This is a genomic window from Xenophilus azovorans DSM 13620 (assembly GCF_000745855.1).
GTDB classification, from domain to species: domain Bacteria; phylum Pseudomonadota; class Gammaproteobacteria; order Burkholderiales; family Burkholderiaceae_C; genus Xenophilus; species Xenophilus azovorans.
The window spans coordinates 140,134-165,618 of record NZ_JQKD01000011.1; the positions used below are offsets into that span (position 1 = coordinate 140,134).

At 73.0% G+C, this 25,485-nt stretch carries 24 protein-coding genes and 1 riboswitch; of the genes, 15 read left to right on the forward strand and 9 right to left on the reverse strand.

From position 1 onward, the window contains the following. Positions 1 to 38 precede the first annotated feature (38 nt). The 8 genes from Q392_RS08595 to Q392_RS08630 form a co-directional block, all read right to left on the reverse strand. Positions 39 to 794 (reverse strand): carboxymuconolactone decarboxylase family protein, encoded by a 756-nt coding sequence (locus Q392_RS08595; RefSeq protein WP_051953103.1) that lies wholly within the window; start codon positions 792 to 794, stop codon positions 39 to 41. Then, complete coding sequence (locus Q392_RS08600; protein ID WP_038204692.1) at positions 791 to 1,996, reverse strand: SDR family NAD(P)-dependent oxidoreductase; 1,206 nt, start codon at positions 1,994 to 1,996, stop codon at positions 791 to 793. Before Q392_RS08600 ends, Q392_RS08595 begins: the two co-directional genes overlap by 4 nt. Positions 1,997 to 2,016: 20 nt before the next feature. Beyond that, positions 2,017 to 2,778, reverse strand: coding sequence for an SDR family NAD(P)-dependent oxidoreductase (locus Q392_RS08605; protein WP_038204708.1), 762 nt, complete (start codon positions 2,776 to 2,778; stop codon positions 2,017 to 2,019). A gap of 14 nt (positions 2,779 to 2,792) precedes the next feature. Next, the gene (locus Q392_RS08610; RefSeq protein ID WP_038204711.1) at positions 2,793 to 3,755 is read right to left on the reverse strand and encodes an acyl-CoA dehydrogenase family protein; all 963 of its coding nucleotides are present in this window, start codon (positions 3,753 to 3,755) and stop codon (positions 2,793 to 2,795) included. Beyond that, positions 3,752 to 4,957, reverse strand: coding sequence for an acyl-CoA dehydrogenase family protein (locus tag Q392_RS08615; RefSeq protein ID WP_038204714.1), 1,206 nt, complete (start codon positions 4,955 to 4,957; stop codon positions 3,752 to 3,754). Before Q392_RS08615 ends, Q392_RS08610 begins: the two co-directional genes overlap by 4 nt. Before the next feature lie 8 nt (positions 4,958 to 4,965). After that, the gene (locus Q392_RS08620; RefSeq protein ID WP_038204716.1) at positions 4,966 to 7,107 is read right to left on the reverse strand and encodes an acetate--CoA ligase family protein; all 2,142 of its coding nucleotides are present in this window, start codon (positions 7,105 to 7,107) and stop codon (positions 4,966 to 4,968) included. Between the two features lie 4 nt (positions 7,108 to 7,111). Then, on the reverse strand, positions 7,112 to 7,882 hold the full coding sequence (locus Q392_RS08625; protein ID WP_038204718.1) for an enoyl-CoA hydratase/isomerase family protein: 771 nt from the start codon (positions 7,880 to 7,882) through the stop codon (positions 7,112 to 7,114). A 277-nt stretch (positions 7,883 to 8,159) separates the two neighbouring features. Beyond that, positions 8,160 to 9,116: a LysR family transcriptional regulator gene (locus Q392_RS08630; RefSeq protein ID WP_038204721.1), complete on the reverse strand. Its 957-nt coding sequence runs from the start codon at positions 9,114 to 9,116 to the stop codon at positions 8,160 to 8,162. A gap of 259 nt (positions 9,117 to 9,375) precedes the next feature. Between Q392_RS08630 and Q392_RS08635 the strand changes: the two genes are divergently transcribed. The 13 genes from Q392_RS08635 to Q392_RS08695 all read left to right on the forward strand — a co-directional run bounded on the left by Q392_RS08635 (position 9,376) and on the right by Q392_RS08695 (position 22,015). Next, a complete protein-coding gene (locus Q392_RS08635; RefSeq protein ID WP_038204737.1) occupies positions 9,376 to 10,362 on the forward strand; it encodes a Bug family tripartite tricarboxylate transporter substrate binding protein in 987 nt (328 codons plus the stop codon). Positions 10,363 to 10,570: 208 nt separating this feature from the next. Next, on the forward strand, positions 10,571 to 11,638 hold the full coding sequence (locus Q392_RS08640; RefSeq protein ID WP_038204740.1) for an LLM class flavin-dependent oxidoreductase: 1,068 nt from the start codon (positions 10,571 to 10,573) through the stop codon (positions 11,636 to 11,638). A 15-nt stretch (positions 11,639 to 11,653) separates the two neighbouring features. Then, complete coding sequence (locus Q392_RS08645) at positions 11,654 to 12,457, forward strand: SDR family NAD(P)-dependent oxidoreductase (RefSeq protein ID WP_038204743.1); 804 nt, start codon at positions 11,654 to 11,656, stop codon at positions 12,455 to 12,457. A gap of 15 nt (positions 12,458 to 12,472) precedes the next feature. Further along, complete coding sequence (locus tag Q392_RS08650) at positions 12,473 to 12,841, forward strand: VOC family protein (protein WP_038204746.1); 369 nt, start codon at positions 12,473 to 12,475, stop codon at positions 12,839 to 12,841. Beyond that, the gene (locus Q392_RS08655; RefSeq protein WP_051953105.1) at positions 12,838 to 13,800 is read left to right on the forward strand and encodes a flavin reductase; all 963 of its coding nucleotides are present in this window, start codon (positions 12,838 to 12,840) and stop codon (positions 13,798 to 13,800) included. Before Q392_RS08650 ends, Q392_RS08655 begins: the two co-directional genes overlap by 4 nt. Before the next feature lie 24 nt (positions 13,801 to 13,824). Continuing rightward, positions 13,825 to 14,080: riboswitch (cobalamin riboswitch) on the forward strand. An 82-nt stretch (positions 14,081 to 14,162) separates the two neighbouring features. Further along, a complete protein-coding gene (locus Q392_RS08660; protein ID WP_038204749.1) occupies positions 14,163 to 16,052 on the forward strand; it encodes a TonB-dependent receptor domain-containing protein in 1,890 nt (629 codons plus the stop codon). Positions 16,053 to 16,077: 25 nt separating this feature from the next. After that, positions 16,078 to 16,683, forward strand: coding sequence for a bifunctional adenosylcobinamide kinase/adenosylcobinamide-phosphate guanylyltransferase (locus tag Q392_RS08665; protein WP_038204752.1), 606 nt, complete (start codon positions 16,078 to 16,080; stop codon positions 16,681 to 16,683). Next, positions 16,680 to 17,567, forward strand: a complete 888-nt coding sequence (locus tag Q392_RS08670) for an ABC transporter substrate-binding protein (RefSeq protein WP_038204755.1) — start codon at positions 16,680 to 16,682, stop codon at positions 17,565 to 17,567. Before Q392_RS08665 ends, Q392_RS08670 begins: the two co-directional genes overlap by 4 nt. After that, positions 17,567 to 18,565, forward strand: coding sequence for a FecCD family ABC transporter permease (locus Q392_RS08675; protein WP_038204758.1), 999 nt, complete (start codon positions 17,567 to 17,569; stop codon positions 18,563 to 18,565). Before Q392_RS08670 ends, Q392_RS08675 begins: the two co-directional genes overlap by 1 nt. After that, entirely contained in the window at positions 18,562 to 19,344 is a 783-nt protein-coding gene (locus tag Q392_RS08680) for an ABC transporter ATP-binding protein (protein ID WP_038204760.1), read from the forward strand. Before Q392_RS08675 ends, Q392_RS08680 begins: the two co-directional genes overlap by 4 nt. 15 nt (positions 19,345 to 19,359) lie before the next feature. Continuing rightward, positions 19,360 to 20,013, forward strand: a complete 654-nt coding sequence (cobO, locus tag Q392_RS08685) for a cob(I)yrinic acid a,c-diamide adenosyltransferase (RefSeq protein WP_038204763.1) — start codon at positions 19,360 to 19,362, stop codon at positions 20,011 to 20,013. Between the two features lie 44 nt (positions 20,014 to 20,057). Then, a complete protein-coding gene (gene cbiB / locus Q392_RS08690; RefSeq protein ID WP_038204776.1) occupies positions 20,058 to 21,008 on the forward strand; it encodes an adenosylcobinamide-phosphate synthase CbiB in 951 nt (316 codons plus the stop codon). Beyond that, complete coding sequence (locus Q392_RS08695) at positions 21,005 to 22,015, forward strand: aminotransferase class I/II-fold pyridoxal phosphate-dependent enzyme (RefSeq protein WP_038204829.1); 1,011 nt, start codon at positions 21,005 to 21,007, stop codon at positions 22,013 to 22,015. Before cbiB ends, Q392_RS08695 begins: the two co-directional genes overlap by 4 nt. Positions 22,016 to 22,034: 19 nt before the next feature. On the opposite strand, the gene Q392_RS08700 is transcribed toward Q392_RS08695, so the two are convergent. After that, positions 22,035 to 22,952: a LysR family transcriptional regulator gene (locus Q392_RS08700; RefSeq protein ID WP_038204778.1), complete on the reverse strand. Its 918-nt coding sequence runs from the start codon at positions 22,950 to 22,952 to the stop codon at positions 22,035 to 22,037. A gap of 226 nt (positions 22,953 to 23,178) precedes the next feature. On the opposite strand from Q392_RS08700, the gene Q392_RS08705 reads away from it, so the two are divergent. Next, positions 23,179 to 24,057 (forward strand): alpha/beta hydrolase, encoded by an 879-nt coding sequence (locus tag Q392_RS08705; RefSeq protein WP_038204780.1) that lies wholly within the window; start codon positions 23,179 to 23,181, stop codon positions 24,055 to 24,057. A gap of 158 nt (positions 24,058 to 24,215) precedes the next feature. Continuing rightward, on the forward strand, positions 24,216 to 25,460 hold the full coding sequence (locus Q392_RS08710; protein ID WP_038204782.1) for an efflux RND transporter periplasmic adaptor subunit: 1,245 nt from the start codon (positions 24,216 to 24,218) through the stop codon (positions 25,458 to 25,460). Positions 25,461 to 25,485 lie beyond the last annotated feature (25 nt).

The window sequence follows — 25,485 nt, forward strand, 5'->3', positions numbered from 1 at the left end:
GGCGCGCACTCCACCGCATGAGGGGCGTTGTCGTCAAGTCATTCCTGTGCGGGCGTGCGGTTGGCCTGGAGGACGCGGGCGCCCAGCGCGGTGCCGTGGACGGCCAGGTGGGCGCCCATCTGGACGGCCTGCAGCAGCTCGGCCGGCGCCGCGCCCTGCGCCAGCGCGGTGGCGGCGATCCGGCGCACGGCGCCCGGGTTGAAGGCCGTGAAGCAGGCATGCAGCGCCAGCTGCACCAGGCTGCGCTCCGCATCGCCCAGGCCCGCGCCGGGCCGGCCCTGCTCGACGAAGTCGAGCAGCACCTGCGCGTAGCCGGGGTCCAGCCGCGCCACGCCGGCCAGGGGGAGGGCGTGCGCCGGCCCGAGCCGGTCGATGCGGGCCTGCAGCGCGGGGTCGATCGGCGCCGCCGCGGGCAGGTCCGCGAGTTCGGCCAGGATGTCGGCGGCCTGGCACGCGCTGGCGGCGCCCTGCACCGCCACCAGGTGCAGCACGTCGACGATGTCCGCCTCGCTGGCGCCGCAGGCGATCGCCCGCGCCATGTGGGTCTGCAGGCCGGGCTCGTAGAGATGGGACGCCGAGGCGTCGAGCGCCACGTAGATCAGCTCCACCATGCGCTCGCTCAGCGGCCCGGTGCGCGCCGGGTAGCCGGCGTAGTTCGCGTACTGCTGCACGAAGCCGGGACAGGCCTGCAGCATGGTGTCGGTCCACGGGCGCCAGTAGCCGCGCTCGGCGACGAAGAGCGCCTTGATGCGCGCGCGCTCGGCGTCGAGGGGGTCGTCGGTGGTGGTGTTCATCGGGATGCGCAGACGAGGGTCTGTCCGGTCAGGTACTGCGCGGCGGGTCCGGCCACGTAGCGCAGCAGGGCGTGCAGCGCGGGCGGGTCCAGGTCGGCCGGCACCTGCAAGGCGTTGATGCGCAGGGCGCGGCTGCCCCATTCGCAGGCCAGGGTGGATACGAGCATGCGGGCCGCCGCGCCGTCGCCGGCGTCCTGCCAGCGGCTCTCGGCCGCGGCGGGCAGCAGCAGCGTGAGGCTGGCCTGCTGCGCATGGCGTGCCGCGAAGCGCGCGGCAGCGGCATGCACCGCGTGCAGGAGCTTGCCTGCGCCGGCATGCAGCGGCGAGAGGTCGAGGCAGGCCGCGTAGTGCGGCTGCCCGGCGGAGCCGGGCGCCACGGCCCGCCAGGGGGCGGCATCGCCGCCGCAGACTTCCAGTTGCAGCGGCGTGTCCTGCGGCAGTGGCGCCAGCGTGGCGGGCGCAAAGCCCTGGCTGCCGCCGTAGATGGAGGAGCCGCCGTTCACCGCCAGCACCTGTCCGCTCAGGGGCAGGGCGCCGGGGCTGCACAGGAACTGCAGCGCCTGCGCCATCTCGGCGGGCGATGCCATGCGCCCGAGCGGGATCTTGTTCACTGCGCGCGCCGGGTCGATGCGGCCGGCTTGGATCAGCCCGTCCACCAGCTCGGTGCGCACGAAGCCGGGCGCCAGCACGGTCACGCACCAGTCGGGCCGCGCCTGCGCCAGCGCCAGGGTCTGCGCGATCAGGCCCGCCTTGCTCGGGCTATAGGCGCCGCGCCAGGGGATGGCATGCAGGCCGGCGCCGGAAGCCACGTTGACGACGCGCGCGCCCGGCTCGAGCAGCGGCGCGCAGGCGTCGATCACCGCGGCCGGCGCCGCCAGGTTGAGGGCCAGCAGGCGGTCCAGTTGCACCGCGTCCTGCTCGGCCAGCGGCGTGCCGGACGGGTCGGACATGCCGGCGTTGTTGACGAGGGCGTCGAGCGTGGGCGTGCCCTGGCCCAGCGTGGCGACCTGCCGCGCGTCGGTCAGGTCGACGGCGCGCAGCACGTGCGCCGCCGCCGCCGTGCAGGGCAGGCTGCGTCCCAGGGCGGCCAGCGCCTCTTCGTTGCGGTCGACCAGCACGCACTGCCAGCCCGCGCCGGCGAACAGCCGCGCCGCCTCGCGGCCGATGCCGGAGGCCGCGCCGGTGATCAGGACCGTCTGCATGAGCGGTGCGGCTGCGCGCGTCAGATGTTGGTGAGCGTGACGCCGCCGTCCACCGTCAGCGCCTGCGCGGTGATGAAGCCGGCCTCGTCGCTGGCGAGGAAGCAGATCGCGCGCGCGATGTCCTCCACCGTGCCGAGCCGGCCCAGCGGCGTGCGGGCGATGCGGGCGGCATCGCGCTCGGCGTTGCGGTTGCGCTGCGTGCCCTCGGTGGGCACGGCCGAGGGGCACACGGCGTTGACGCGGATGCGCCGCGCGCCCAGTTCGGCCGCCGCGGCGCGCGTGATGCCCAGGATGCCCGACTTGATGCCGGAGTACACCACCGAGTTCGGCGCCGAGCGCAGCGCGGCGACCGAGGCCACGTTCACGATCGCGCCGCCGCGCTCGGGGTCCATCACGGCCACGGCTTCCTGCAGGCTCCAGATGACCGAGCGGAAGCCCACGTCCAGCATGCGTTCCACGGTCTCCGGCAGGATGTCCGGGATGGCCTGGTAGCGCACCCAGGCCGCGTTGTTGACCAGGATGTCGAAGCGCCCGCCGCCGTGCTCGGCGGCGCGCTGGATGGCCTCGCGGATGCCTTCGCGGCTGGCGATGTTCTGCACGATGCCGAAGGCCTGGCCGCCGTCGGCGCGGATGGCCTCGACCACGGGCGCGACGAACTCCTCCTTCAGGTCGTTCACGCAGACCACGGCGCCGCGGGCCGCCATCTGGCAGGCCGTCTCGCGGCCGATGCCGGCGCCCGCGCCGGTGACGAGGGCGACGCGCCCCTGCAGGTCCTGATGCATGTCGGTTCCTTGGCTCACACGGATTGGATGAAGTCCCGGCCGGCCTGGCGGGCGGGGGCGCCCGCGCCGAAGGCGGCGTCGAACTTGCGCACTTCGCGCAGGGCGTGGTGCAGCGGCACTTCCCAGGTGAAGCCCATGCCGCCGTGCAGGTGGATGGACTTCTCCAGCACGAAGGCCGCGCTGTCCAGGGCCTGGGACAGCACCGCCCGGGTGCCGCGCTCGCCGCCGAACTCGTCGGCGCGCAGCACGCGCCGGATGCCGGCGCCGGCGGCCTCCTGCAGCAGCCGCATCTTCGCCAGGTGGTGGCGCACCGCCTGCTTGGCCGACAGCGGGCGGCCGAACTGCACGCGGGTGGCCATGTAGCCCGCCGTGGTGGCGAGCGCGCCCTCGGCGGCGCCGTGGACCCAGCCGGCGACGAGGATCTGCAGGTCGCGCTGCAGCGCGGCGAAGGCGGCGGCGTCGAGTTCGGCGAGCACCTTGGCGCCTTCGAGCGTCAGGAAGCACTGCGGATGTTCCGGGTCCAGCGCCTCGTCGGTCTCGGTCTCGACGCTGGACAGGTCGAGCAGGGCGCCGCCGCCCCGGCCGTCGGCCACCAGCACCCAGTCGCAGTGCTGCGCGTGGCGCGCATGCCCCGCGAAGCCGTCCTGCAGGCTGCCCTGCAGCGCCCAGGTGGCGGCGCGCTCGCCGCTGCACAGCTCGGCGGCCAGCGGCGACGTGCCCAGCGCCTTGGCGATCAGCAGGGTTTCGAGCAGCGGCCATTGCAGGCGCAGCCGGCCGGCCTCGGTGACGATGGGCAGCGCGAATTCGATGCCCAGCGCCAGGCCGCCGGCCTCCTCGGCCGCGCACACGCCGCACAGGCCCGCGGCGGCCAGCACCCGGCCCGTCTCGCGGAAGCCGCGGGCCTGCGCGTCGGCGATGGCCTCGGCAGCGGCCTGGGCGAACTCTTCGGGCTGAAGGTCGTTGTCTTGCATGCTCATGCCAGGTCCTTCGGCAGATCCATGATCCGCTGGGCGATGATGTCCAGTTGCACTTCGGTGGTGCCCGCGTAGATGGTCTCGGCGCGGGCGTAGAGGTAGGCGTTGGCGAAGGCCTTGCGCGCACGCCGGGCCTGCGGGCTGGAGCGCGGCGTGACCTGCGACACCAGCGACAGCGCCAGCCCCATGAAGGCCTGGTGGCACTCGGACCAGAAGAGCTTGGTCAGCGAGCCGCGCGCGCCGATCCTGGCGCCGGCGGTCATTTGGTCCACCGTGTGCTCGACCAGGCCCTTGAGGGCGTCGATCTGGCCGAGCACCTCGCCGATGCGGCGCTGGTGGTGGCCGTCGTCCAGCAGCTTCGCCAGCGCCGGATCCGACTTGCAGGCGGCGACGAGGTGGCGCAGTTCGGCCTCGAAGCGCCAGGCGCGGTACATGCGGTTGGTCGCGCGCTCGATCGACAGCACGCGGATGGCGGCGTTCCAGCCCTCGTCGGGCGCGCCGAGGCGGGCGCTGTCGGGCACCACCACGTTGTCGAAGAAGACCTCGGCGAAGGACTCCTTGCCGTCGATCGACTTGATCGGCACCACGCGGATGCCGGGCGTGTCCATGGGCACGGCGAACATCAGCAGGCCGCGGTGCTTGTCGGCCACCGTGCCGGTGCGCGTCAGCAGCAGGCAGTAGTGGGCCTTGGCCGCGCCGCTGGTCCAGATCTTCTGGCCGTTGATGCGCCAGGCGCCGCCTTCGGGCACGGCCTTGGTCCGCAGGCGGGCCAGGTCGGAGCCGGCGTCGGGCTCGGAGAAGCCCTGGCACCAGTAGTCCTGCATGGCGAGGATGCGCGGCAGGAACTGCTGCTTCTGTTCCTCCGTGCCCACGGTCTGGATGATGGGGCCGGCCAGCTCCTTGCCGATGGAGCTCACGCTCTCGGGCATGAGCAGGGCGCCCACCTCCTTGTTCACGATCAGGTGCTCGCGCAGCGTCAGGCCCATGCCGCCGTAGGCGGTGGGCCAGGTCATGCCCGCCAGGCCGGCCTCGTACATCGAGGCTTCCCATGCGCGGCATTCGTCCAGCGTGGGGGAGCGATAGTCGAGGCTGTCCGCGCGCATGTGCTCGGGCAGGTGGGAGCGCAGCCACTGGCGCGCGTACTGGCGATAGGCGGCCGGGCCTTCGGCGGCCGCCGCCAGGGCCGGATGCTTTTCCGTGTGCATGGGGTCTCTCAGGGTGCGGGGGTGTTGCGCGGGGTGGGGACCATCAGGGCATCCAGGACCAGGACGCCTTCGCCCTCGGGACGGACCAGGATGGGGTTCATGTCGATCTCGGCCACCTCGGCGGCGTGGCGGCAGGCGAATTCCGACAGCCGCGCCACCGTGCGCGCGGCGGCGGCCACGTCGGCCTTGGGCCGGCCGCGCGCGCCGTCGAGCAGCGGGAACATGCGCAGGCCGCGGATCATGTGCTGCGCCTCCTCCTCGGACACCGGCGCGACCTGCACCGCCACGTCCTTGAGGATCTCGGCGTAGATGCCGCCGAAGCCGACCATGACCACCGGGCCGAAGACCGGGTCGCGCGAGACGCCGGCGATCAGCTCCACGCCGCCGCGCACCATCGGCGCCACCAGCACGCCGCCCAGGCGCGCGGCGGGCGCACGGGTGCGGGCGTTGTCCATGATGCGGCCGTAGGCCTGGCGCACGGCCTCGTCGTCGGCCAGGTCCAGCGCGACGCCGCCGATCTCGGTCTTGTGGGCGATGTCCTCGGAGGCGATCTTCAGCACCACCGGGTAGCCGGTGGCCCGCGCGCTGCGCACGGCTTCGTCGGCGCTGGCAACCACTTCCTCGCGCGGCACGCTGATGCCCGCCGTGGCCAACGCCTTCTTGGCATGGAACTCGTTGCGGAACACGGCTGGATCGACCGCGTCGACCGGGCCGCTGTAGGCCGCGGCCGGGGGCAGGGCGGCGAGCCGGCCGAGCCGCACCAGCCCGGCCATGCCGGCGGCGGCGGCCGGGATGCTGGGGAACACCGGGATGCCCAGCGCGTTGATTTCGGCCACCGCGTCGGGCGGGCCCTGGCTGATGATGACCAGCAGCCGGTCCGGGTGGCTGGCGCGGATCTTCGAGAGCGCCTCCAGGTACACGCCGCGCAGCCGCGGGTTGTACAGCGACAGCGCCAGCAGCAGCACCAGCGTGCTGCCGCTCGCGTCGCCCTGCAGCGCGCTCAGCATCTTCAGCAGGATGTCGGGCCGGGCCGACATCTGCGCCGAGGCATCCACCGGGTTGTGGGTGCCGGCGGTCGGCACGGCCTCGCGGATCAGCGCCCGCGTGGCCTCGGCCAGCGGGGGCAGCGTCATGCCGGCCTGCACCATCGCGTCGGCCATCATGATGCCGAAGCCGCCGGAGGCGGCCACCAGCGTCACGCCGTCGGTGGCGGGCAGGCGTTCGGGGCCGAGCAGGGCGGCGGCATGGCCCACGTCGAGCAGTTCCTCGAAGGAGCGCACGCGCAGCACGCCGTGGCGGCGGAACACCGCGTCGAACACCGCGTCGGAGCCGGTCAGCGCGCCGGTGTGCGAGGCGGCGGCGGCCTGGCCCTGCTCGGTGGCGCCGATCTTCAGCACGATCACCGGCTTGTTCCGCGCGCGCGCCATCTCCAGCGCCGCGGCGAGCCGGCCGGCGTGGCGGCAGGTCTCCATGCAGCACAGGATGATGCGGGTGGCGTCGTCCTGCGCCAGCGCGGCGATGCCGTCGGCGACGTCCACGTCGGCCTCGTTGCCGGTGGCGATGAAGCGGCTCACGCCCAGGCCGCGGCTGGCCATGTTGCGCATGGTCAGGCTGCCGATGTTGCCGGACTGCGAGACGATGCCCGCCTGGCCGGCCGGCGGCATGCTCTGCTCCAGCGCGATGGAGAAGGAGCCCACCAGGCTGTTCGCCACGTTGACCGCGCCCAGGCAGTTCGGGCCCAGCAGGCGCATGCCGTGCTCGCGCGCCACGCGCACCATCCCGGCCTGCAGGGCGGCGCCCTCGGGGCCGGCCTCGGCGAAGCCGGCCGACAGCACGATCACGCCGCGTACGCCGCGCTCGGCGCAGTCGCGCACCGCCTGCAGTGCGGCCGGCGCCGGCACCGCCAGGATGGCCAGCGCGGGCGCCGTCGGCGTGTCGAGGACCGAGGCGTAGCCCGGCAGGCCCTGGATGGTGCCGCCCTTGGGATTGACCGGGTAGATGGCGCCGGCATAGCCGTACTTGCGCAGCAGCTGGACCGGGCGGCCGCCGATCTTGGTGACGTCGTCGGAGGCGCCGACGACGGCCACGGCATCGGCCTCGAAGAAGGCGTCGAGGCCGGCGCCGGGGGCTTGCTGGAGCGGGGCGGACATGGGTTCAGCGCCCCTTGAACACGGGTGCGCGCTTTTCCAGGAAGGCCATGCGCGCCTCGCGGGCGTCCTCGGTCTTCGACAGCGCCACGGTGAACTCCTGCTCGAAGCGGTAGGCGTCGCGCTGCGGCATCAGGTCGACCATGTTGGCGGCGCGCTTGGCGTAGGCGATGGCCAGCGGGGCCTTGGAGGCGATCTCGCGGGCCAGCGCCATGGTCACGGGCAGCAGGTCCTTCTCGGCCAGCACGTCCTCGATGACGTTGCGCTTGAGCAGGTCGTGCGCGCTCAGGCGCTGCCCGGTGAAGAACATGCGGCGCAGCGTGGAGCGGCCGAACAGCGTCTTGAGCATGGAGGCGCCGCCGGCCAGGCCGACGTTGATCTCGGGCATGCCCACGGTGGCGTTCTCGGAGGCGTACAGGATGTCGCAGGCCGCCGCCAGGCCGAAGCCCGCGCCCAGGGCCGCGCCGTTGATGGCGGCGATCACCGGCTTGGCGCATTCGCGGATGGCGTTGCCGGTCTCGCGGGTGATGCGGTTGTGCTCCAGGAAGTCGCCCGCGACGTCGGGGTCGGGGCGGTCCTTCAGGTCGGCGCCGGCGCAGAACATGCTGCCGGTGCCGGTCAGCACGGCGCAGCGGACGTCCTCGCGCTCGGAGATGGCGTCGAAGGTGGCCACCAGTTGGCGCCGCATCTCCCGGTTCAGCGCATTGACCGGCTTGCGGTCCAGCGTGACCAGGCCGACGCCGTCGGCCACTTCCAAACGAACCCACTCATCACTCATACGCACCTCCAGGCAAAAGAAGGCCAGCCTGCCGCGGCGCAGGGCTGGTCGGGGAACACGTGTTCGACAAACGGAGCGCGGCCCGCCGGCTTCGGGCGGGCGCATGGATTTGCGCGGCTTTGTCTCGGTGTCGATTTCCGGCGGATTATAGAAATCGGGCTGGAATTGATTTCCAACCAATCCGCGGGAGTGTCCTGCAGAAAATGCAGGAATCGGGGAAATTCAATTGAATTGAATTGCGGGAATTCAATTCAATTGACGCGGCCGGCGCGCCGAATTAACCGGCGGGCTGCGGGTCCAGCCCGGCCGTGCGGCCGTGTGCGACGAAGCGCAGCTCGCGCCCGGCCACGTGCTCGGCCACGAAATCCAGGAACAGCCGGATCTTGGCGGGGATGATGGGCGTGTCGAGGATGGTGGCGTACATCCCCTCGTCGAAGCCCTTGTTGCTGATGCGATGGTCGTCCAGCACACGGACCAGGCGGCCCAGGCGGATGTCGTTGTGCACGGTGTAGTCGTCCAGCAGCGCCAGGCCTTCGCCCAGGCGCGCCAGTTCCAGCAGGGCGATGCCGCTGTTGCTGACGTGACGGGGCTGGAAGACGATCTCGTTGACCGCGTCCTGCTGCTTGAACAGCCACGTGTAGCGATCGCCCGGCAACTGGTAGGCCAGGCACTCGTGCGCCAGGATGTCCTCGGGCACGCGCGGCGCGGGCCGGTCGGCCAGGTAGGAGGGCGCCGACACCAGGTAGCGCTCGCTCTGGAACAGCATCCGGCGCTTGACGCCGGCCTCCACCGGCGGCGAGATGCGGAAGTCGATGTCGAACTGGTCGCGCCGCAGGTCCACCGGCGCCTCGGTCAGCGTGAGCTGGATGTGGATGGCCGGGTACAGCTTGCGGAAGGCCGCCACCAGCGGGGGCAGCACCCCCAGTCCGAACATCACCCGGGAGTGCACCCGCAGTTGCCCCTGCGGCGCGCTGCTGATGGCGGTGACGTTGGCCTGCAGCTCCTTGATGCGCCACAGGATGTCTTCCAGCTGGCGGGCGTATTCCTGGCCCGACTCGGTCAGCGTCACCTGGCGCGTGGAGCGCAGCAGGAGCTTGACCTTCATCTGGTCCTCGATCTCCGTGATCATGCGCGACACCCCGGTGGCCGAGATGCCGAAGCGGCGCGCCGTCTCGGAGAAATTCCGGGTCTGGGAGATCGAGAGGAAGAGCTCCATCGCCCGCAGCTTATCCATACATCCTCCAGTTCTCGCAGTTCTGATCTGCAGTTTCTGCAGTAACCATTTCCGGTTCGCTCCCTAGAATTCGGCAGACCACGCGGACGCCGTTTTCAGGGGCAGCGAATTGAATTGAAATCCGCGCGGGGAATTCCATCGTTTTTCTTGCGGCAGGCCGCCGGGCATCCGGTTTCCGGAAATCCGCATTGTAAAAGAAATGGAATTGAAAAAGGCATTTGATGGCCTCGATTCTTATACAGCCCCCTCAGGAGACCGCATGAGCCACACCTCCCTCCAACGACGCACCGTCCTGCTGGGCGGCGTGCTGCTGGGCGCCGGCGCCCGTGCCTTTGCCAGCGCGGACGCCTGGCCGGGCCGGCCCATCCGCCTGGTGGTCGCCGGCTCGGCCGGCGCGGGCGGCGACATCTTCGCCCGCCTCATCGCCGACCCGCTCTCGCGCGTGCTCAAGCAGCCCATCGTGGTGGACCCGAAGCCGGGCGCCAACGGCCTGATCGCCTGCGACACCGTGGCCAAGGCGGCGGGCGACGGCTACACGCTGCTGTTCGCGCCGTCGTCCTCCATCCTCATCAACCCGGTGATCCACCCGAAGCTGCCCTACGACGCGGAGAAGGACCTGGTGCCCATCACGCAGGTCGGCGCGGCGGGCATCCTGCTGGTCGCCAACCCGGGCACGGGCTTCAGGAACCTGGCGGACATGGTGGCCTATGCCAAGGCCAACCCGGGCAAGCTCGCCTACGGCTCGTGGGGCACCGGCTCGTCGGGCCACCTCGCCATGGAAGGCATCAAGGCGCACTACGGGCTGGACATGCCGCATGCGCCCTACAAGACGCTGGTCACCGAGGTGAGCGACATCATGGCCAACAACATCAGCGTCGGCTTCACCGACATCGCGTCGCCCATCCCGCACATGCGCGCCGGCCGGCTGGTGGGGCTGGGGCAGACGGGCTCGCAGCGCTGGCCCGCCACGCAGGACCTGCCCACGCTGGCGGAGCAGGGCTACAAGTTCGAGGCCGACGGCTGGTACGGCGTGTTCGCGCCGGCGGGCACGCCCGCCGCGGTCATCGACCGGCTCAACGCGGAGATCAACCGTCTGCAGAAGACCGACGAGGTCCGCCAGCGGATCGAGGGGCAGAACATGGTGGTGCCGCCGAGCCGCTCCGCGCAGCAGTTCGCGGCGTCCATCAGGAAGGACGCGGCCATCTGGCAGGGGCTGGCGAGGATGACGGAGCTGAAGGACAAGTAGGCGCGCCGCGCGCGCAGCGCATGCCATGCAGAACCGGGCCCGCGAGCCCGGTTTTCTCGTTGATGGAGCGCCCCTTCGCGTCGCTTCGCCGCGGCTGGCTCCTGCACTTTCTGCAGGACTGAACCACGCACCTTCCGTATTCTCGATCGCAGGGCCCACCGGGAGAATTTCCCTCATCGCATTCATCCCCCTTTGACGCGGAGAGACCATGGAATTCGGCGTATTCATCCTGGCGCAGCAGCGCGGCTATCACCAGAGCTCGCAGCAGGTCATCCAGAACTCGATCGAGCAGACGGTGGTGGCCGAGCAGGCCGGCTTCGACACTGCCTGGTACGCCGAGCACCACTTCAACAACTACTCGCTCTCGCCCTCGCCGCTGATGATGGTGGCGCACATGGCGGCCAAGACCCAGCGCATCCGCCTGGGCACGGCCGTGTGCATCCTGCCGCTGTACCACCCGGCGCGCTTCCTGGCCGAGGTGGGCTTCGTCGACACCGTGTCCAACGGCCGCCTGGAGCTGGGCATCGGCTCGGGCTACCAGGAGTTCGAGTTCGAGCGCTTCGGCGTGAAGATCGAGGAGTCGGGCGCCATCTACAACGAGTTCCTGGACATCATCCCCAAGGGCCTGACGCAGAAGATCGTGGAGTACGAGGGCAAGTACCTCAAGCTGCCGCCCAGCTCCATCGCCGTGCGCCCGGTGCAGGGCCCCATGCCGCCGCTGTGGATCACCTCCGGCAACCCGGTCACCCTGGGGCGCGGCGTGCGCGAGGGGCACAACCTGTTCGTGACGGCGCTGCTCAACGGCAACGACGCCATCGCCGCCCTGCGCGAGCGGCTGGACAAGGTGGCGCAGGACAACGGCGCCAGCCTCGACGAGGACGTGAAGTTCGGCTTCCTGCGCTGCGCCTTCGCCTCCGACAACCAGGCCGAGATCGACGCCTACCTGGACAACGCGCGCTTTCAGCGCCGCATCTCCGAGAGCCTGAAGTTCCGCCGCGCCCAGTCCGACGACGGTTACATGGTCAAGGAAGTGCCGTCGCCCACCGACCCGAGCTTCGAGCAGTTGCGCAAGAACCTGCCAGTGGGCTCGGTCAACCAGGTGATCGACAAGATGCTGGAGGAGATCAGCATCCTGCGGCCGAAGCACATCGCGCTGCAGACGCAGCTGGGCGACTTCGACCAGCAGACCATGCTGCGCCAGATCGAGCTGTGGGGCGAGCGGATCATCCCGGCCATCCGCAAGGAGGTCGACTCGATGAACGCGGTGTCGGCCTGAGCGGGCCGCGCGTCCATGAGCAGTCCCGCCCCCTTCGCCGATGACGCCCTGCGCGGCAGGGTGGCCGTGGTCACCGGCGCGTCCGGCGGCCTCGGCCTGGCGATCTGCCGGCAGCTGCGCGCCATGGGCGCCAGCGTGGTGCAGGCCGACATCGGCCACCCCGAGGCGCCGGCCGAGGCCGACGGCCTGCTGACCGTGCGCGCTGACATCGCGGACCCGGCCTCGGTCGACGCCCTGGCGGCGCTGACGCGCGAGCGCTTCGGCCGCTGCGACGTGCTGGTGAACAACGCGGCCATCACCGCCGCGCCGGTGGCGCTGGAGCGCCTGCCGCTGGAACTGTGGGACCGCATCTTCCAGGTGAACCTGCGCGGCGCGCTGCTGTGCGCGCAGGCCCTGGTGCCGATGATGTTCGAGCGGCAGGCCGGCAGCATCGTCAACGTGGCGTCCATCGCCGCGCGGGCGCCGTCGCAGGGCGGCGCCTACGGCCCGGCCAAGGCCGCCATGCAGGCGCTGACCCGCCAGATGGCGGTGGAGTGGGGGCCGCGCGGCCTGCGGGCCAACACGGTCAGCCCCGGCATGATCCGCACGCCGCTGTCGGAGCCGCACTACCGCCGCGAAGGCGCGCTCGAAAGCCGCATCGCCGCCATCCCGGCGCGGCGCATCGGCCTGCCCGAGGACATCGCCGCGGCCGTCGCCTTCCTGGCCAGCGACGGCGCGGCCTACGTCAACGGACAGGACCTCGTGGTCGACGGCGGCTTCCTCAAGGCGCCCCTGACCAACCTCTATCGCAACGGCGGCGCACCCCGGGCCGCTTCCTGAGACAAAGCAACGCCCATGGAATCGCCAAAGCGCCTTCAGAACGTGTTCGTGGTGGCCGAGCGGCCCGCCGAACTCCATGCCTTCTACACGTCCGCGCTGGGCCTCGCGCTCAAGTTCCGCGACGAGGACCGCTGGATCCAGTACGGCGTCGGCGCGGCCAGCGTGGCGCTGGCCTGCCGCGAGGAGGCCGCGCCGGCGCAGTCCGGCCTGGTGATGGTGTTCGAGGTGGACGATTTCGCGGGCGCCGAGGCGCGCATCGCCGCCGCGGGCGGCACGGTGCTCGGCACGCGCGACATGGGCTCGCACGGCGCCGTGATGTCGCTGCGCGACCCCGAGGGCAACATCGTCCAGCTCTTCAAGCGCCAGGGGACGCCTGCGCCATGAGCACGGAGACGAGCATCGACCCCAAGCTGTTCCGGCAGTTGCTGGGCTGCTTCCCGACGGGCGTGGCCATCATCACCACCCACACGGCCGAGGGGCAGCCCGTCGGCCTGACCTGCAACTCCTTCAGCTCCGTGTCGCTGGAGCCGCCCCTGGTGCTGTTCAGCCTGCGCAAGGCGAGCAGCCTGCTCGGCGTGTTCGCGCAGGCGGATTCGTTCGCCATCAACATCCTGTCGCAGAGCCAGGACGCACTGTCCGGCCGCTTCGCGTCGAGCAAGGTCGCCGACAAGTTCGAAGGCGTGGCGTGGCGCCGGGGCGAGCTCGGCACGCCGCTCATCGACGACTGCCTGGCCAGCTTCGAGTGCCGGGTGCATGCGCGGCACGAGGCCGGCGACCACGACATCTTCATCGGCGAGGTGCGGCACATGGGCACCGGCCCGGCCGACCACGCGCTGGTGTTCTACAAGGGCGCCTACATGATGCTCGCCGAGTCGCTGCGCAAGCTGGTGCTCGAGGGGCGCCTGGGCACGGCCGACATCGACGAGGCCTACCGCGCGCTGTACGGCACGCTGCTGCGGCTGGCCTGCGAGCGGGCCTCCGAGGCGGAGGTCGATGCGATCGAGGCGGCCGTCGCCGAGATCGAGCAGCACCAGGGCGAGCAGGCGCTGCCCCGGCGCATCGAGGCCACGGCGAGCTTCTTCTCCTCGATCGCGCTGGCCGGCCACAACGAGGCCCTGCGGCTGATGGCGCAGACGATGACCGCCGTGCTGCGCGAGCGCATGACGCACGTGATCCCGGCGCGCCCCCGGCCCGACGTGTTCCCGCTGCGGCGCAAGCTCGTGCATTCGCTGCGCGGCCGCGACGCGCAGGGCGCCGTCGCCGCCCTGGACGAACTCATCGCGATGCTGCGCAAGGACGGCGACGCCGACGCAGGCGCGGCCCAGGAGGCCGCCGCCCTCTGAGCGGCGCGCCGGGCGCCTCGCCCGCATAGAATCCGCGCCGTTGGTGCTCGTGCCGCGGTTCGCGCGGCACAGTTCAACGGGAAGCAGGAGCCGAGGGACTTTCCAGTCGCCAGAGCCGGCCTGCGCTGCCCCCGCAACGGTCAAGCAGCCGGCCCCGCGCGCATCGCGTGCGTGGCCACCTCGTCCAATCCAGCCACTGGGCGCCGTCGACACGCGGCGCCTGGGAAGGCGGCCGAGGCGCGCTGTCAGCCCGGATACCGGCCAACAAGGCGGCTGCCGCGTTTTCTCCAGGCGCGGCGGCCTTGGTGCCCAGGGCCGGCGGGGAAGCTGGCCAGGGCTCTTGAGCAGGAAACGTCGCTCCCATGACCCCCCGTGACCCCTCGTCGCGCGCCGCACCGCGCGTTTCGTCCCTTGCCGCCGCGCTGGCCGCGGCCTTCGCCTCTTCTGCCTTCGCCCAGGGCGCGCACCCCGCGCTGCAGGAAACCGTCGTCACCGCCACGCGCGTGGAGCAGCCGCTGTCGGAACTGGTGTCCGACGTCTCCGTGATCGAGCGCGAGACCATCGAGCACAGCGGCGCCACCGGCGTGGCCGACCTGCTGGCGCGGCTGCCCGGCGTGGAGCTCACGCGCAACGGCGGCATCGGCAACAGCACCAGCCTGTTCCTGCGCGGCGCCGAGACGCGCTTCACCGCCGTCTACCTGGACGGCGTCCGGCTGGACGCGCAGTCCACCGGCGGCGTGATGTGGGAGACGATCCCGCTGGCGCAGATCGACCGCATCGAGGTGCTGCGCGGCCCGGCCGCCGCGGTGTACGGCTCCGACGCGGTGGCGGGCGTGGTGCAGCTGTTCACCCGCAAGGGCGAGGGCAGGGCCACGCCCTTCGTCAGCTACGGCATCGGCAGCCGCCGCACCTCGAAGACGCAGCTCGGCGTGAGCGGCGCCATCGGCGCCTTCGACTACTCGGTGGGCGCCTCCTACGAGCAGAGCCGCAACTTCGACGTGCGCACGCCCAACGTCAAGCACAACCCGGACGACGACTACTACAAGAACAGCGCGGCCAACGTGCGCCTGGGCTGGCAGATCGGCGAGCGCCACCGGCTGGACTTCACCACGCTGGAGAACACGCTGGACTCGGGCTACGACGGCTTCACCTACGACCCGCTGCGGCCGGTGGACGACCGCAACCGCTACCACCTGCGCGCCAGCGGCCTCACGTGGACGGCGAAGTGGACGCCCGAGTACACGACCAGGCTGTCGGTCACCGACTCCAACACGCGCTACGAGACGGTGGTGAAGAACGCGGTGCCCGACTACGTCACCCAGACGCGCCTGCGCGGCTACCTGTTCCAGAACGAATACCGGCTCGGCGCGCACCTGTTCACCGCTGCGCTGGAGCGCCGCGAGGACAAGCTATACAACCCGGCGCTGGACGAGTGGAGCACCACCATCGCCCGCGAGCGCTCGCAGGACGGCCTGGCGCTGGGCTACGGCTACAGCGCCGGCGCGCACTCGCTGCAGGTCAACCTGCGCCACGACCGCGACAGCGAGTTCGGCGGCAAGACCACCGGCAGCGCCGCCTACGGCTACGAGTTCGCCAAAGGCTGGCGCGTCACCGCCTCGGCCGGCACCTCCTTCCGGGCGCCCACGCTGTACCAGCGCTTCAGCGAGTACGGCGTGGCGGGCCTGAAGCCCGAGACCGGCCGCAACGCCGAGCTGGGCCTGCGCTACGCCGACGCCGCCACCACCGCCAGCCTGACGCTCTACCGCAACCGCGTGCGCAACCTGATCGTCTTCGACTACGACGCCACCGGCTGCGACTCCTTCTTCGGCTGCTACGCGAACGTGGGCCGCGGCGAGTACAAGGGCATCACGCTGGCGGCCAGCCACAGCTTCGGCGACGTGACGCTGCGCGGCTCGCTGGACCTGCAGGAGCCGCGCGACAAGGACACCGGCCACCTGCTGGCGCGCCGCGCGCGCGTGCACGGCACCCTGGGCGCGGACTGGCGCGTGGCCGGCTGGACGCTGGGCGCCGAGCTGCAGGCCTCGGGGCGCCGCTGGGACGACGCGGCCAACACGCGCGAGCTGGGCGGCTACGGCCTGGTCAACCTCAGCGCCAGCACCAGCTTCGCGCGCGACTGGACCTTCACCGCGCGCGTCGACAATGCCGGCGACAAGCGCTACCAGGTGGCGCGCGACTACGCCACCGCCGGCCGCACGGTCTATGTCGGCCTGAAGTGGCAGCCGCATTGGTGAAGAACGGAAGGGACACGGCGCATCCATGAGCGAAGAAGGCGGGCACGGCGCGGCGGACATCGCCGCCAGCGAATTCATCCTCGGCGGGCAGAAGAGCGGCAAGTCGCGCCGCGGCGAGGCGCTGGCCGCGGCCTGGCTGGCGCGCTCGCCCGCGCACCGCGCCGTGCTGGTGGCCACCGGGCAGGCCTGGGACGAGGAGATGCGCCAGCGCATCGCGCTGCACCAGTTCGAGCGCGCCGCGCGGGTGCCGGCGCTGGAGACCATCGAGGAGCCGCTGCGCGTGCCCGAGGCCGTCATGGCCGCCAGCACGCCCGAGACGCTGGTGCTGGTGGATTGCCTGACGCTGTGGCTGACCAATCTGATGATGCCGCCCGAGCTGGACCCGGCCCGCGCCGCGGGCCCCGACTGGCAGGACGGCGTGGCGCTGCTGCCCGAGGCGCTGGCCGCGGCGCAGGGGCCGGTGGTGCTGGTGAGCAACGAGATCGGCCTGGGCGTCATCCCGCTGGGGGCCGAGACGCGCGCCTTCGTCGACGTGCTGGGGCGCCTGAACCAGCAGGTGGCCGCCGCCTGCGAGCGCGTGACGCTGATGGCCGCCGGGCTGCCGCTGCGGCTGAAGGGCGGGGCGGCATGAGGCGGCTGCTCCTCTGGACGCTGGCGCTGTGCGCAGCGGGCGGCGCCCTGGCCGCGCCGCTGGAGGCGGTGGACGACCGCGGCACCACCGTGCGCCTGGCCGCGCCGCCGCAGCGCATCGTCTCGATCCTGCCCTCGCTGACCGAGACCGTGTGCGAACTCGGCGCCTGCGGCCGGCTGGTCGGCGTGGACCGCTATTCCAACTGGCCCGCGCCGGTGCGCGCGCTGCCGCTGGTGGGCGGCGGCATCGACCCGAACGTGGAGGCCATCGTCGCGCTCAAGCCCGACCTGGTGCTGGCCGCGCCGTCCTCGCGGGTGGCGTCGCGCCTGGAATCGCTGGGCATCACCGTGGCCGTGCTGGAGCCGAAGAACCAGGCCGGCATGCAGCGCGTGATCGGCCAGGTGGCGCGGCTGCTGGACGTGCCGCCGGCCGAGGCCGACGCGCTGTGGCGCCGCATCGACGCGGGCGTGAACGCGGCGGCCGAATCGGTGCCCGCCACGGCGCGCGGCGCGCGGGTGTACTTCGAGGTCAACAACGGCCCCTATGCGGCCGGCGAGTCCTCCTTCATGGGCGAGACGATGGCGCGGCTGGGCGCGCGCAACATCATCCCGGCGGCGCTCGGCCCCTTTCCCAAGATCAGCCCCGAGTTCGTCGTGCGCGCCGACCCGCAGGTGATCATGGTCGGCCAGCGCAGCGGGCAGGGGCTGGAGCAGCGGCCCGGCTGGGCCGCCATCCGCGCGGTGCGCGAGCGCCGCGTGTGCCGCTTCGACGCCGAGCAGAGCGACATCCTGGTGCGCCCCGGCCCGCGCATGGCCGAGGCCGCGCGGCTGATGGCCGACTGCCTGGCGCGCCGGCCGGCCGCGGACGCAGGCGCCGTCCGCTGATGCAGTCGCGCCGCGCCAACGCCGTGCTGGCCGCCCTGCTGGGCGCCGCCGTGCTGGTGCTGGTGCTCGGCGCCGCGGTGGGCAGCACCGGCCTGCACGCGCTGTGGGGCCCGCAGGCCGACCCGGTCGCCTGGCAGATCGTGCGCGACATCCGGCTGCCGCGCGCCGCCGGCGCCTGGCTGGCCGGCGCGCTGCTGGGACTGGCCGGCGCGGTGGCGCAGGGCCTGTTCCGCAACCCGCTGGCCGATCCGTACCTGCTCGGCAGCGCCTCGGGCGCCGGGCTGGGCGTGGCGCTGGCGCTCACGCTGTTCGGCGCCACGGCCCAGTCCACGCAGTGGGTGGTGCGCCTGGGCCTCACGGGCGCCGCCTTCCTCGGCGCGGTGGTGGCGGTGCTGCTCACGCTGACGCTGGCACGCGGCGTGCAGCAGACGCTGCGCCTGCTGCTGGCCGGCGTGATCGTCGGCGTGGTGCTGGGCGCGCTGAAGGACCTCGTCAGCATCGCCTCGGCCGACATCCTGCAGGCGCTGCAGGGCTTCATGCTCGGCACCACGGGCCTGCTGGGCTGGAGCGCCTGCGCGCTGATGGCCGGCGTGCTGGCCGCGTGCCTGCTGGCGGGCTGGCTGCTCGCGCCGGTGCTCGACGGGCTGGCGCTGGGCGAGGACACCGCCGCCAGCCTGGGCCTGCCGCTGCCGGCCCTGCGCGCCGCGCTGGTGGGCGTGCTCGCGCTGGCTACGGGCGCGGCCGTCGCGCAGACCGGGCTGATCGCCTTCGTCGGGCTGGCGGCGCCGCACCTGGTGCGCTCGCTGGTCAAGACGCCGCACGCGCGGCTGCTGCTGCTCTCGTCGCTGATGGGCGGCCTGCTGCTGGCGGCGGCGGACCTGCTGGCGCGCTGGCTGATCGCGCCGCAGGAGCTGCCGGTGGGCGTGCTCACCGCGGTGCTGGGCGGCGGCTACCTGCTGTGGCTGATGCACCGCCGCGCGGTGCGGAGCGTGGCATGAACGCGGCAGCCGCCTGCATGCTCCGGGCGCGCGGCCTGCATGCGCGGCTGGGCGGCGCGCCGGTGCTGCACGGCATCGACCTCGCCCTGCCGGCCGGCCGCTGGACCAGCATCGTCGGCCCCAACGGCGCCGGAAAGTCCACCCTGCTGCGCTGCCTGGCCGGGCTGCTGCGCTGCACCGGCGAGGTGGAACTGGCCGGCCGGCCGCTGGCGGGCTGGACGCCGCGCGAGCGCGCCCGCCGCCTGGCCTGGCTGGGGCAGGGCGGCGCGGCCGACCCGGCAGCCGACGAACTCACCGTCCACGACGTCGCGATGCTCGGCCGCCTGCCGCACCAGCGCTGGCTGGCGGCTCCCTCGGCCGCCGACCGCGCGGTGGTGGAGGTGGCGCTGCGCCGCACCCAGGCGTGGGACTGGCGCGAGCGTCCGCTGGGGCAGCTGTCCGGCGGCGAGCGCCAGCGCGTGCTGCTGGCCCGCGCGCTGGCGGTGCAGGCCGACGTGCTGCTGATGGACGAGCCGCTGGCCAACCTCGATCCGCCGCACCAGTCCGACTGGCTCGCCACGGCGCGCGAGCTGGCCGATGGCGGCTGCACGGTGGTCAGCGTGCTGCACGAACTGCACGCGGCGCTGGCGGCCGACGAATTGGTCGTGATGGCCGGCGGTCGCGTGATGCACCACGGCGCGACCGGCGACGCGGCCACGCACCGCGCGCTGGAGGCCGTGTTCGATGGCCGCGTGGCGGTGCACCGTGTCGAGGGGCAGTGGATCGCGCTGCCTCGCTGAAGGAGAAAGAGACCCATGCAGATCGAGACCCCACCCTCCGCCAAGCCCTACGACAAGCCCGAAGGCGAGCGCCGCGGCCTGGTGATCGTCAACACCGGCGACGGCAAGGGCAAGAGCACGGCCGCCTTCGGCCTGGCCCTGCGCGCGCATGGCCGCGGCAAGGCGGTGAAGATCTTCCAGTTCATGAAGGTGCCCACGGCGCGCTTCGGCGAGCACCGCGCGTTCGAGCAGCTTGAGGCATTCCGTCCGGCGCCGGGCCGCCCCAAGCCGGACGCGGCCCCCTCGGGGGGCAGCGAGGACACGGAGTGCCGAGCGTGGGGGCCCATGATCGAAGGATTGGGCGACGGCTTCAGCTGGAAGAGCCAGGACCTGGAGCGCTCGGCGCAACTGGCGCGCGACGGCTGGAAGAGGGCGAGGGCGGCCATCCTCTCGGGCGAGTATTTCCTCGTGGTGCTGGACGAGATCACCTACCCGCTGATCTACGGCTGGCTGCCGCCGGGCGAGGTGCTGGCCGCGCTGCGCGAGCGGCCCAGGGACGTGCACGTGGTGCTGACCGGCCGCCGCTGCCCGCAGGAGATCGTCGACATCGCCGACACCGTGACCGAGATGCGGCTGGTCAAGCACGCCTTCCAGGCCGGCGTGCCGGCGCAGCGCGGCATCGAAGACTGACGCATGCCGCTGCCGTCCTCATTCACCGCGGGCCCGCCCTCCTGATGCTGGAGCTGGCCGCCACTCCGCTGCTGGCGCTGGCCGCCGACCGGCTGCTGGGCGAACCGCCGGCGCGCTGGCATCCGGTGGTGTGGATGGGGCGCTACCTGGGCTGGGCCGGCGCACGGCTGGCGCCCCGCGCCGGCGCGCCGCGGGTGCTGTCGGACCGGCGCGTGTTCTGGGGCGCGGCGCTGACCTGGTGCGCTGCCGCCGCGGCGGTCTTCGCGCTGGCCTGGCTGCTGCAGCGCTGGCTGCTGGCGCAGCCGGCCTGGCTGGCGCTGCCCGCGCTGGCGCTCTGCGTCAAGCCGCAGCTTTCCTGGGCGCTGCTGCGCAGCGAGGTGCAGGCGGTGGAATCGGCGCTGGCCGTGTCGCTGGACGCCGGCCGCGAACGGCTGGCGTGGCTGGTCAGCCGCGACGTGCGCGCCCTCGACGCCGCGGCGGTGCGCGAGAGCGCCATCGAGTCGCTGGCCGAGAACCTGACCGACTCGGTGGTCGCGCCGCTGCTGTGGTTCGCGCTGCTGGGCCTGCCGGGCGCGGCGCTGTACCGCTTCGCCAACACCGCCGACGCGATGTGGGGCTACCGCGGCGAACGCGGCGGGCATGACTGGACCTGGGCCGGCAAGTGGGCCGCCCGCGCCGACGACCTGCTGTCGTGGCTGCCGGCGCGCATCACCGCGCTGCTGCTGGCCCTGGCGGCGCTGCGCTGGCCGCGCACGCTGGCACGCGAGGCGGCGCGCACGCCGTCGCCCAACGGCGGCTGGCCGATGGCGGCCGCCGCGCTGCTGCTCGGCGTGCGACTGGGCAAGCCGGGCGTGTACGTGCTGAACGCGGCCGGGGCCGTGCCGCGGGCCGACGACACGCGCCGCGCGATCGTGCTCGCCGGCCGGGCCGCGTGGCTGGCCGGGCTGGCCTGCACAGCGGTGCTGGCCGCGGCGGGCGGATGGGCCCCTGCATGAACGCCGACGCCGCACCCGTGCACGGCGGACCGGACGCAGCCGGCGCGGCGCCGCACGACTTCTCGACCAACGCCAACGCCTGCGGACCGTGCCCTCCGGCGCTGGCCGCCGTGCAGGCGGCGGACCCGACGCGCTACCCCGATCCGGCCTGCACCGACCTGCGCGAGCGCATCGCCGCCTTCCACGGTGTGGCGCGCGAGCGCATCGTCGTCGCCGCCAGCGGCAGCGAGTTCATCGCGCGCATCACGGCTGCCGTCGCGCAGGCGTCGCGCGGCCGCGGCACGGTGCGGGTGCCGGCCTGGGCCTACGGCGACTACGCGCGGGCCGCGCGCGCGCAGGGCCTGGGCGTGGCGCGCGGCCTGCCGGCGCGGGGCGAGGTGCTCTCCTGGGGCTGCGATCCGTCTTCGCCGCTGGGCGACACGCCGCCCGACCTGGCCGCGCGCGTCGATGCGCTGCCGACCGGCGTGCCTCTCGTGCTCGACCGCGCCTATGCCCCGCTGCGGCTGGCCGGCGTGCCGGCGCTGGACGGCGCCCGCCTGGCGCGCGTGTGGCAGTTGTGGTCGCCCAACAAGGCGCTGGGCCTGACGGGCGTGCGCGGCGCCTATGCCATTGCGCCGGCAGGCGATGCCGCCTCGCCGCTGCTGCACGCGCTGCAGCGCCTGGCGCCCTCATGGCCGCTGGGCGCGCACGGCGTGGCGATGCTCCAGGCCTGGACCGAGCCCGCCGCGCAGGACTGGCTGGCCGCCAGCCTGCCCGTGCTGCGCGACTGGAAGGACCGCCAGCTCGCGCTGTGCCGCCGCCTCGGCTGGGCGCCGCTGGCGAGCGACGCCAGCTTCTTCTGCGTGCGGCTGCCCGACGGCGACGCGGGCCCGCTGCTGCGCCGCCTGCGCGCGGCCGGCGTCCAGTTGCGCGACTGCGCCTCCTTCGGGCTGCACGGGCACGCACGGCTGGGCGTGCGGCCGCCGGCCAGCCAGGCGGCACTGGAGGAGGCGGCCGCCGGCCCCTGACGCGCCGAGGCGGCCCGGTTCAGGCGCGCGCCAGATGGGGCTGGAGTGCGAACTCCGCGGCCGCCCAGTCCACGAAGGCACGCACCTTGGCGCTGAGGTGCCGGTTGGGCGGGTAGACCACGTGCACCGGCAGCGGGTCGCAGTGCCAGTCGGGGAACAGCTCGACCAGCTCGCCGCTCTCCAGGTAGGGTGCGGCGATGAAGCGCACCATCTGCGCCACGCCGAAGCCCGCCAGCGCGGCCGAGGTGTAGGCGTTGCTGTCGTTCACGGCGAGGCGGTAGGGGTTGCTCACCTCCAGCGTCTCGTCGCCCCTGCGGAACTGCAGCGGGTACATGCGCCGCGAGTTGCTGGAGAAGAAGTTGATCACGTGCTGGCGGCCGCGCTCCAGGTCGTGCGGCGTCTGCGGCGTGCCGTACTTCTTCAGGTAGGCGGGCGCGGCCACCGTCGCGAAGGGCAGGGTGCCGATGCGGCGCGCCACCAGCGACTGGTCCGTGATGTCGCCGGCGCGGATCACCACGTCCACGTTGTCGCCGATCAGGTCCACCGTGCGGTCGCTCACGCCCAGGTCGACCTGGATGTCCGGGTACTGGTCGCAGAAGCTGGCCAGCCGCGGGATGATGACCAGCCGCGCGGTGGAGGTGCCCACGTCCACGCGCAGCTTGCCGCTGGGCGCGGCGTTGCTGTTGGCCATGCTGGCCTCCAGCTCGTCGAAGTCGTTGAGCAGGCGCGCCACGCGCTCGTAGTAGGCGGCGCCGTCGGGCGTGACGGTCACGCGGCGGGTGGTGCGGTTGAGCAGCTTGACGCGCAGGCGCGCCTCCAGCGCCTGGATCTGCTTGGTGACGGTGCCCTTGGGCAGGTCGAGGGAATCCGCCGCGCGCGTGAAGTTGCCGGCCTCCACGACGCGCACGAACACCCGCATGGTCTGGATCTGGTCCATGGATGGAAATAGGAGAGGAGCGAAGAGCGAATGTGCCTGGCGCCGCCGGCACGCGGCGCGCCCCAGGGTTGCGGCGGGCGCCACGCCGCCGGAGCGAGGCTGCATTCTGTACCGCACCCCGAAGGCCATTGTTGCTGCCGGGGAAACAGAGTGGGAAGGCCCGGCCCGTGCGGCGCGGCGGCGCGGCTCGTATAGTTCTCCTACGCCGATCCGAAAAGGTCCCACGATGTCCACCTCCACCGTCACCCATCCGCCCGGGGCAGCCGCCACGGCCGGCTGCGCCGTGGCCGAAGAAGACATCCGCATCGAACTCGCCGGCGGCGAGCCGGCGCAGGCCCGCATCTACGGCGAGCGGCGCAAGGGCGCCGCGGGCGCCCCGCTGGTGCTGCACTTCCATGGCGGCACCTTCGTGTGCGGCAGCCTGGACAACGGCCGCAACGTGGCCCGGCTGCTGTGCGCCGCCGGGGCGCGGGTGGTGTCGCTGGCCTACCCGCTGGCGCCGGAGCATCCCTTCCCGAAGCCGATCGAGGTCGGCTACGCCGCGCTGGAATGGGTCTACAAGCAGCGCGTGAAGCTGGCCGGTAAGGGCGCACGCGTGTTCCTGGCCGGCGAGGAAGCAGGCGGCAACCTGGCCGCGGCCGTGGCCCTGGTGGCGCGCGACCGCGGGCATCCGCCGCTGGCGGGCCAGATCCTGCTGTCGCCCATGCTCGACCCGTGCGCCGGCACCGCCTCGGTGCGCGAGGCGACCTGCTCCGACGCGCCCTGCAAGTGGGCCACCGGCTGGCAGAGCTACCTGCGCCGGCCGATGGACACGATGCACCCCTACGCGGTGCCGGGCTCGTCGCTGCGGCTGGCCGACGTGGCCGCCACGCTGGTGCTGGTGGGGCCGGACGACCCGATGCGCGACGAGGCGCTGGCCTATGCGAAGCGGCTGCAGGCGGCCGGCATCCCGGTCACCGCGGCCGTGCTGCCGAACGACTCGCAGTGGCCCGATGCGCTGTACCAGCCCGACGACCCCGGGTGTCCGGTCTGCGCGGCGACGGTGAAGCAGCGCTTCATCGACTTCTTCGAGGCGGAGCCCTCCGGCGCGCCGCCGCCGCTCTGACCGCGGCGCCGCGCCGCGATGCATGACGGCGGGAACCCACCCGCCGACCCTTTCCGGCAACCCGCCGAAGCCCACGACGACAACCGACGAACGCCACGCCCCGCGCCACCCGCGCAGGGTGCGGCGCCCTGCATCCCTTCGATCCGAAAGGAACCGCCATGGCCAACTCGAACGCACAGCCTTCCTCGTCCTCACCGCCGGCGCGCCGGCGGCTCTGGCCCGCCATCACCAGCCTCACCGCCGTGCTGGCGGTGGGGGCCGGCATCGCCGGCCTGTACGGCCTGCGCGCCGAGGCGAGCAACCCGCCCGCCGATGCGGCGTCGCAGGCCACACCGGTGTCGGTCGCCACGGTGGAGGAGCGGCCCGTCAACGCCTGGGACGAGTTCTCCGGCCGGCTGGAGGCCGTGGAGCGCGTGGACGTGCGCTCGCGCGTCGCCGGCGCGGTGCAGGCCATCCACTTCCGCGAAGGCGCGCTGGTCAGGCAGGGCGACCTGCTGCTGACCATCGACCCCGCGCCCTACCAGGCCGAGGTGCAGCGCGCCGAGGCGCAGGTCGCCTCGGCCCAGGCACGCGCCGGCTACACCCGCAGCGAGCAGGAGCGCGCCCGGCGCCTGTACGACGAGCAGGCCATCGCCCAGCGCGAGCTGGACGAGCGCCTGAACGCCGGCCGCGAGGCCGAGGCCAACCTGCGCGCCGCCCAGGCCGCGCTGCAGAGCGCGCGGCTGAACCTCTCGTACACCCAGGTGCGCGCGCCGGTGGCGGGGCGCATCGGCCGGGCCGAGGTCACCGTCGGCAACCTGGTGCCAGCGGGGCCGGGCGCGCCGGTGCTCACCACGCTGGTGTCGGTCAGCCCGATCTACGCCAGCTTCGACGCCGACGAGCAGGTGGTGGCCCGCGCGCTGAAGGACCTGCCCGGCGGCGGCGCCGTCCGCACGCAGATCGCGCAGATCCCGGTGCAGATGGGCACTGCCGCCACCGAGGGCACGCCCTTCGAGGGCCGGCTGCAGCTCATCGACAACCAGGTCGACCCGAAGAGCGGCACGGTGCGGGTGCGCGCCACCTTCGACAACGCCGACGGCGCACTGATCCCCGGCCAGTTCGCCCGCATCCGCATGGGCCAGGCGCAGGACAGCCGCGCCGTGCTGGTGAGCGAGCGCGCCGTGGGCACCGACCAGAGCAAGAAGTTCGTGCTGGTGGTCGGCGAGGGCAACAAGGCCGAGTACCGCGAAGTCACGCTCGGCGCCTCGGTGCAGGGCCTGCGCGTGGTGCGCTCGGGCCTGAAGGCCGGCGAGCGCATCGTGGTCAACGGCACGCAGCACGTGCGGCCCGGCGCGCTGGTCGCGCCCAGCGAGGTGCCGATGACGGCCACGGCGAGCGCCGAGCGCGCCGGCGCCCGCTCATGACCTTGCGCTGAGCGGACCAGCCCAC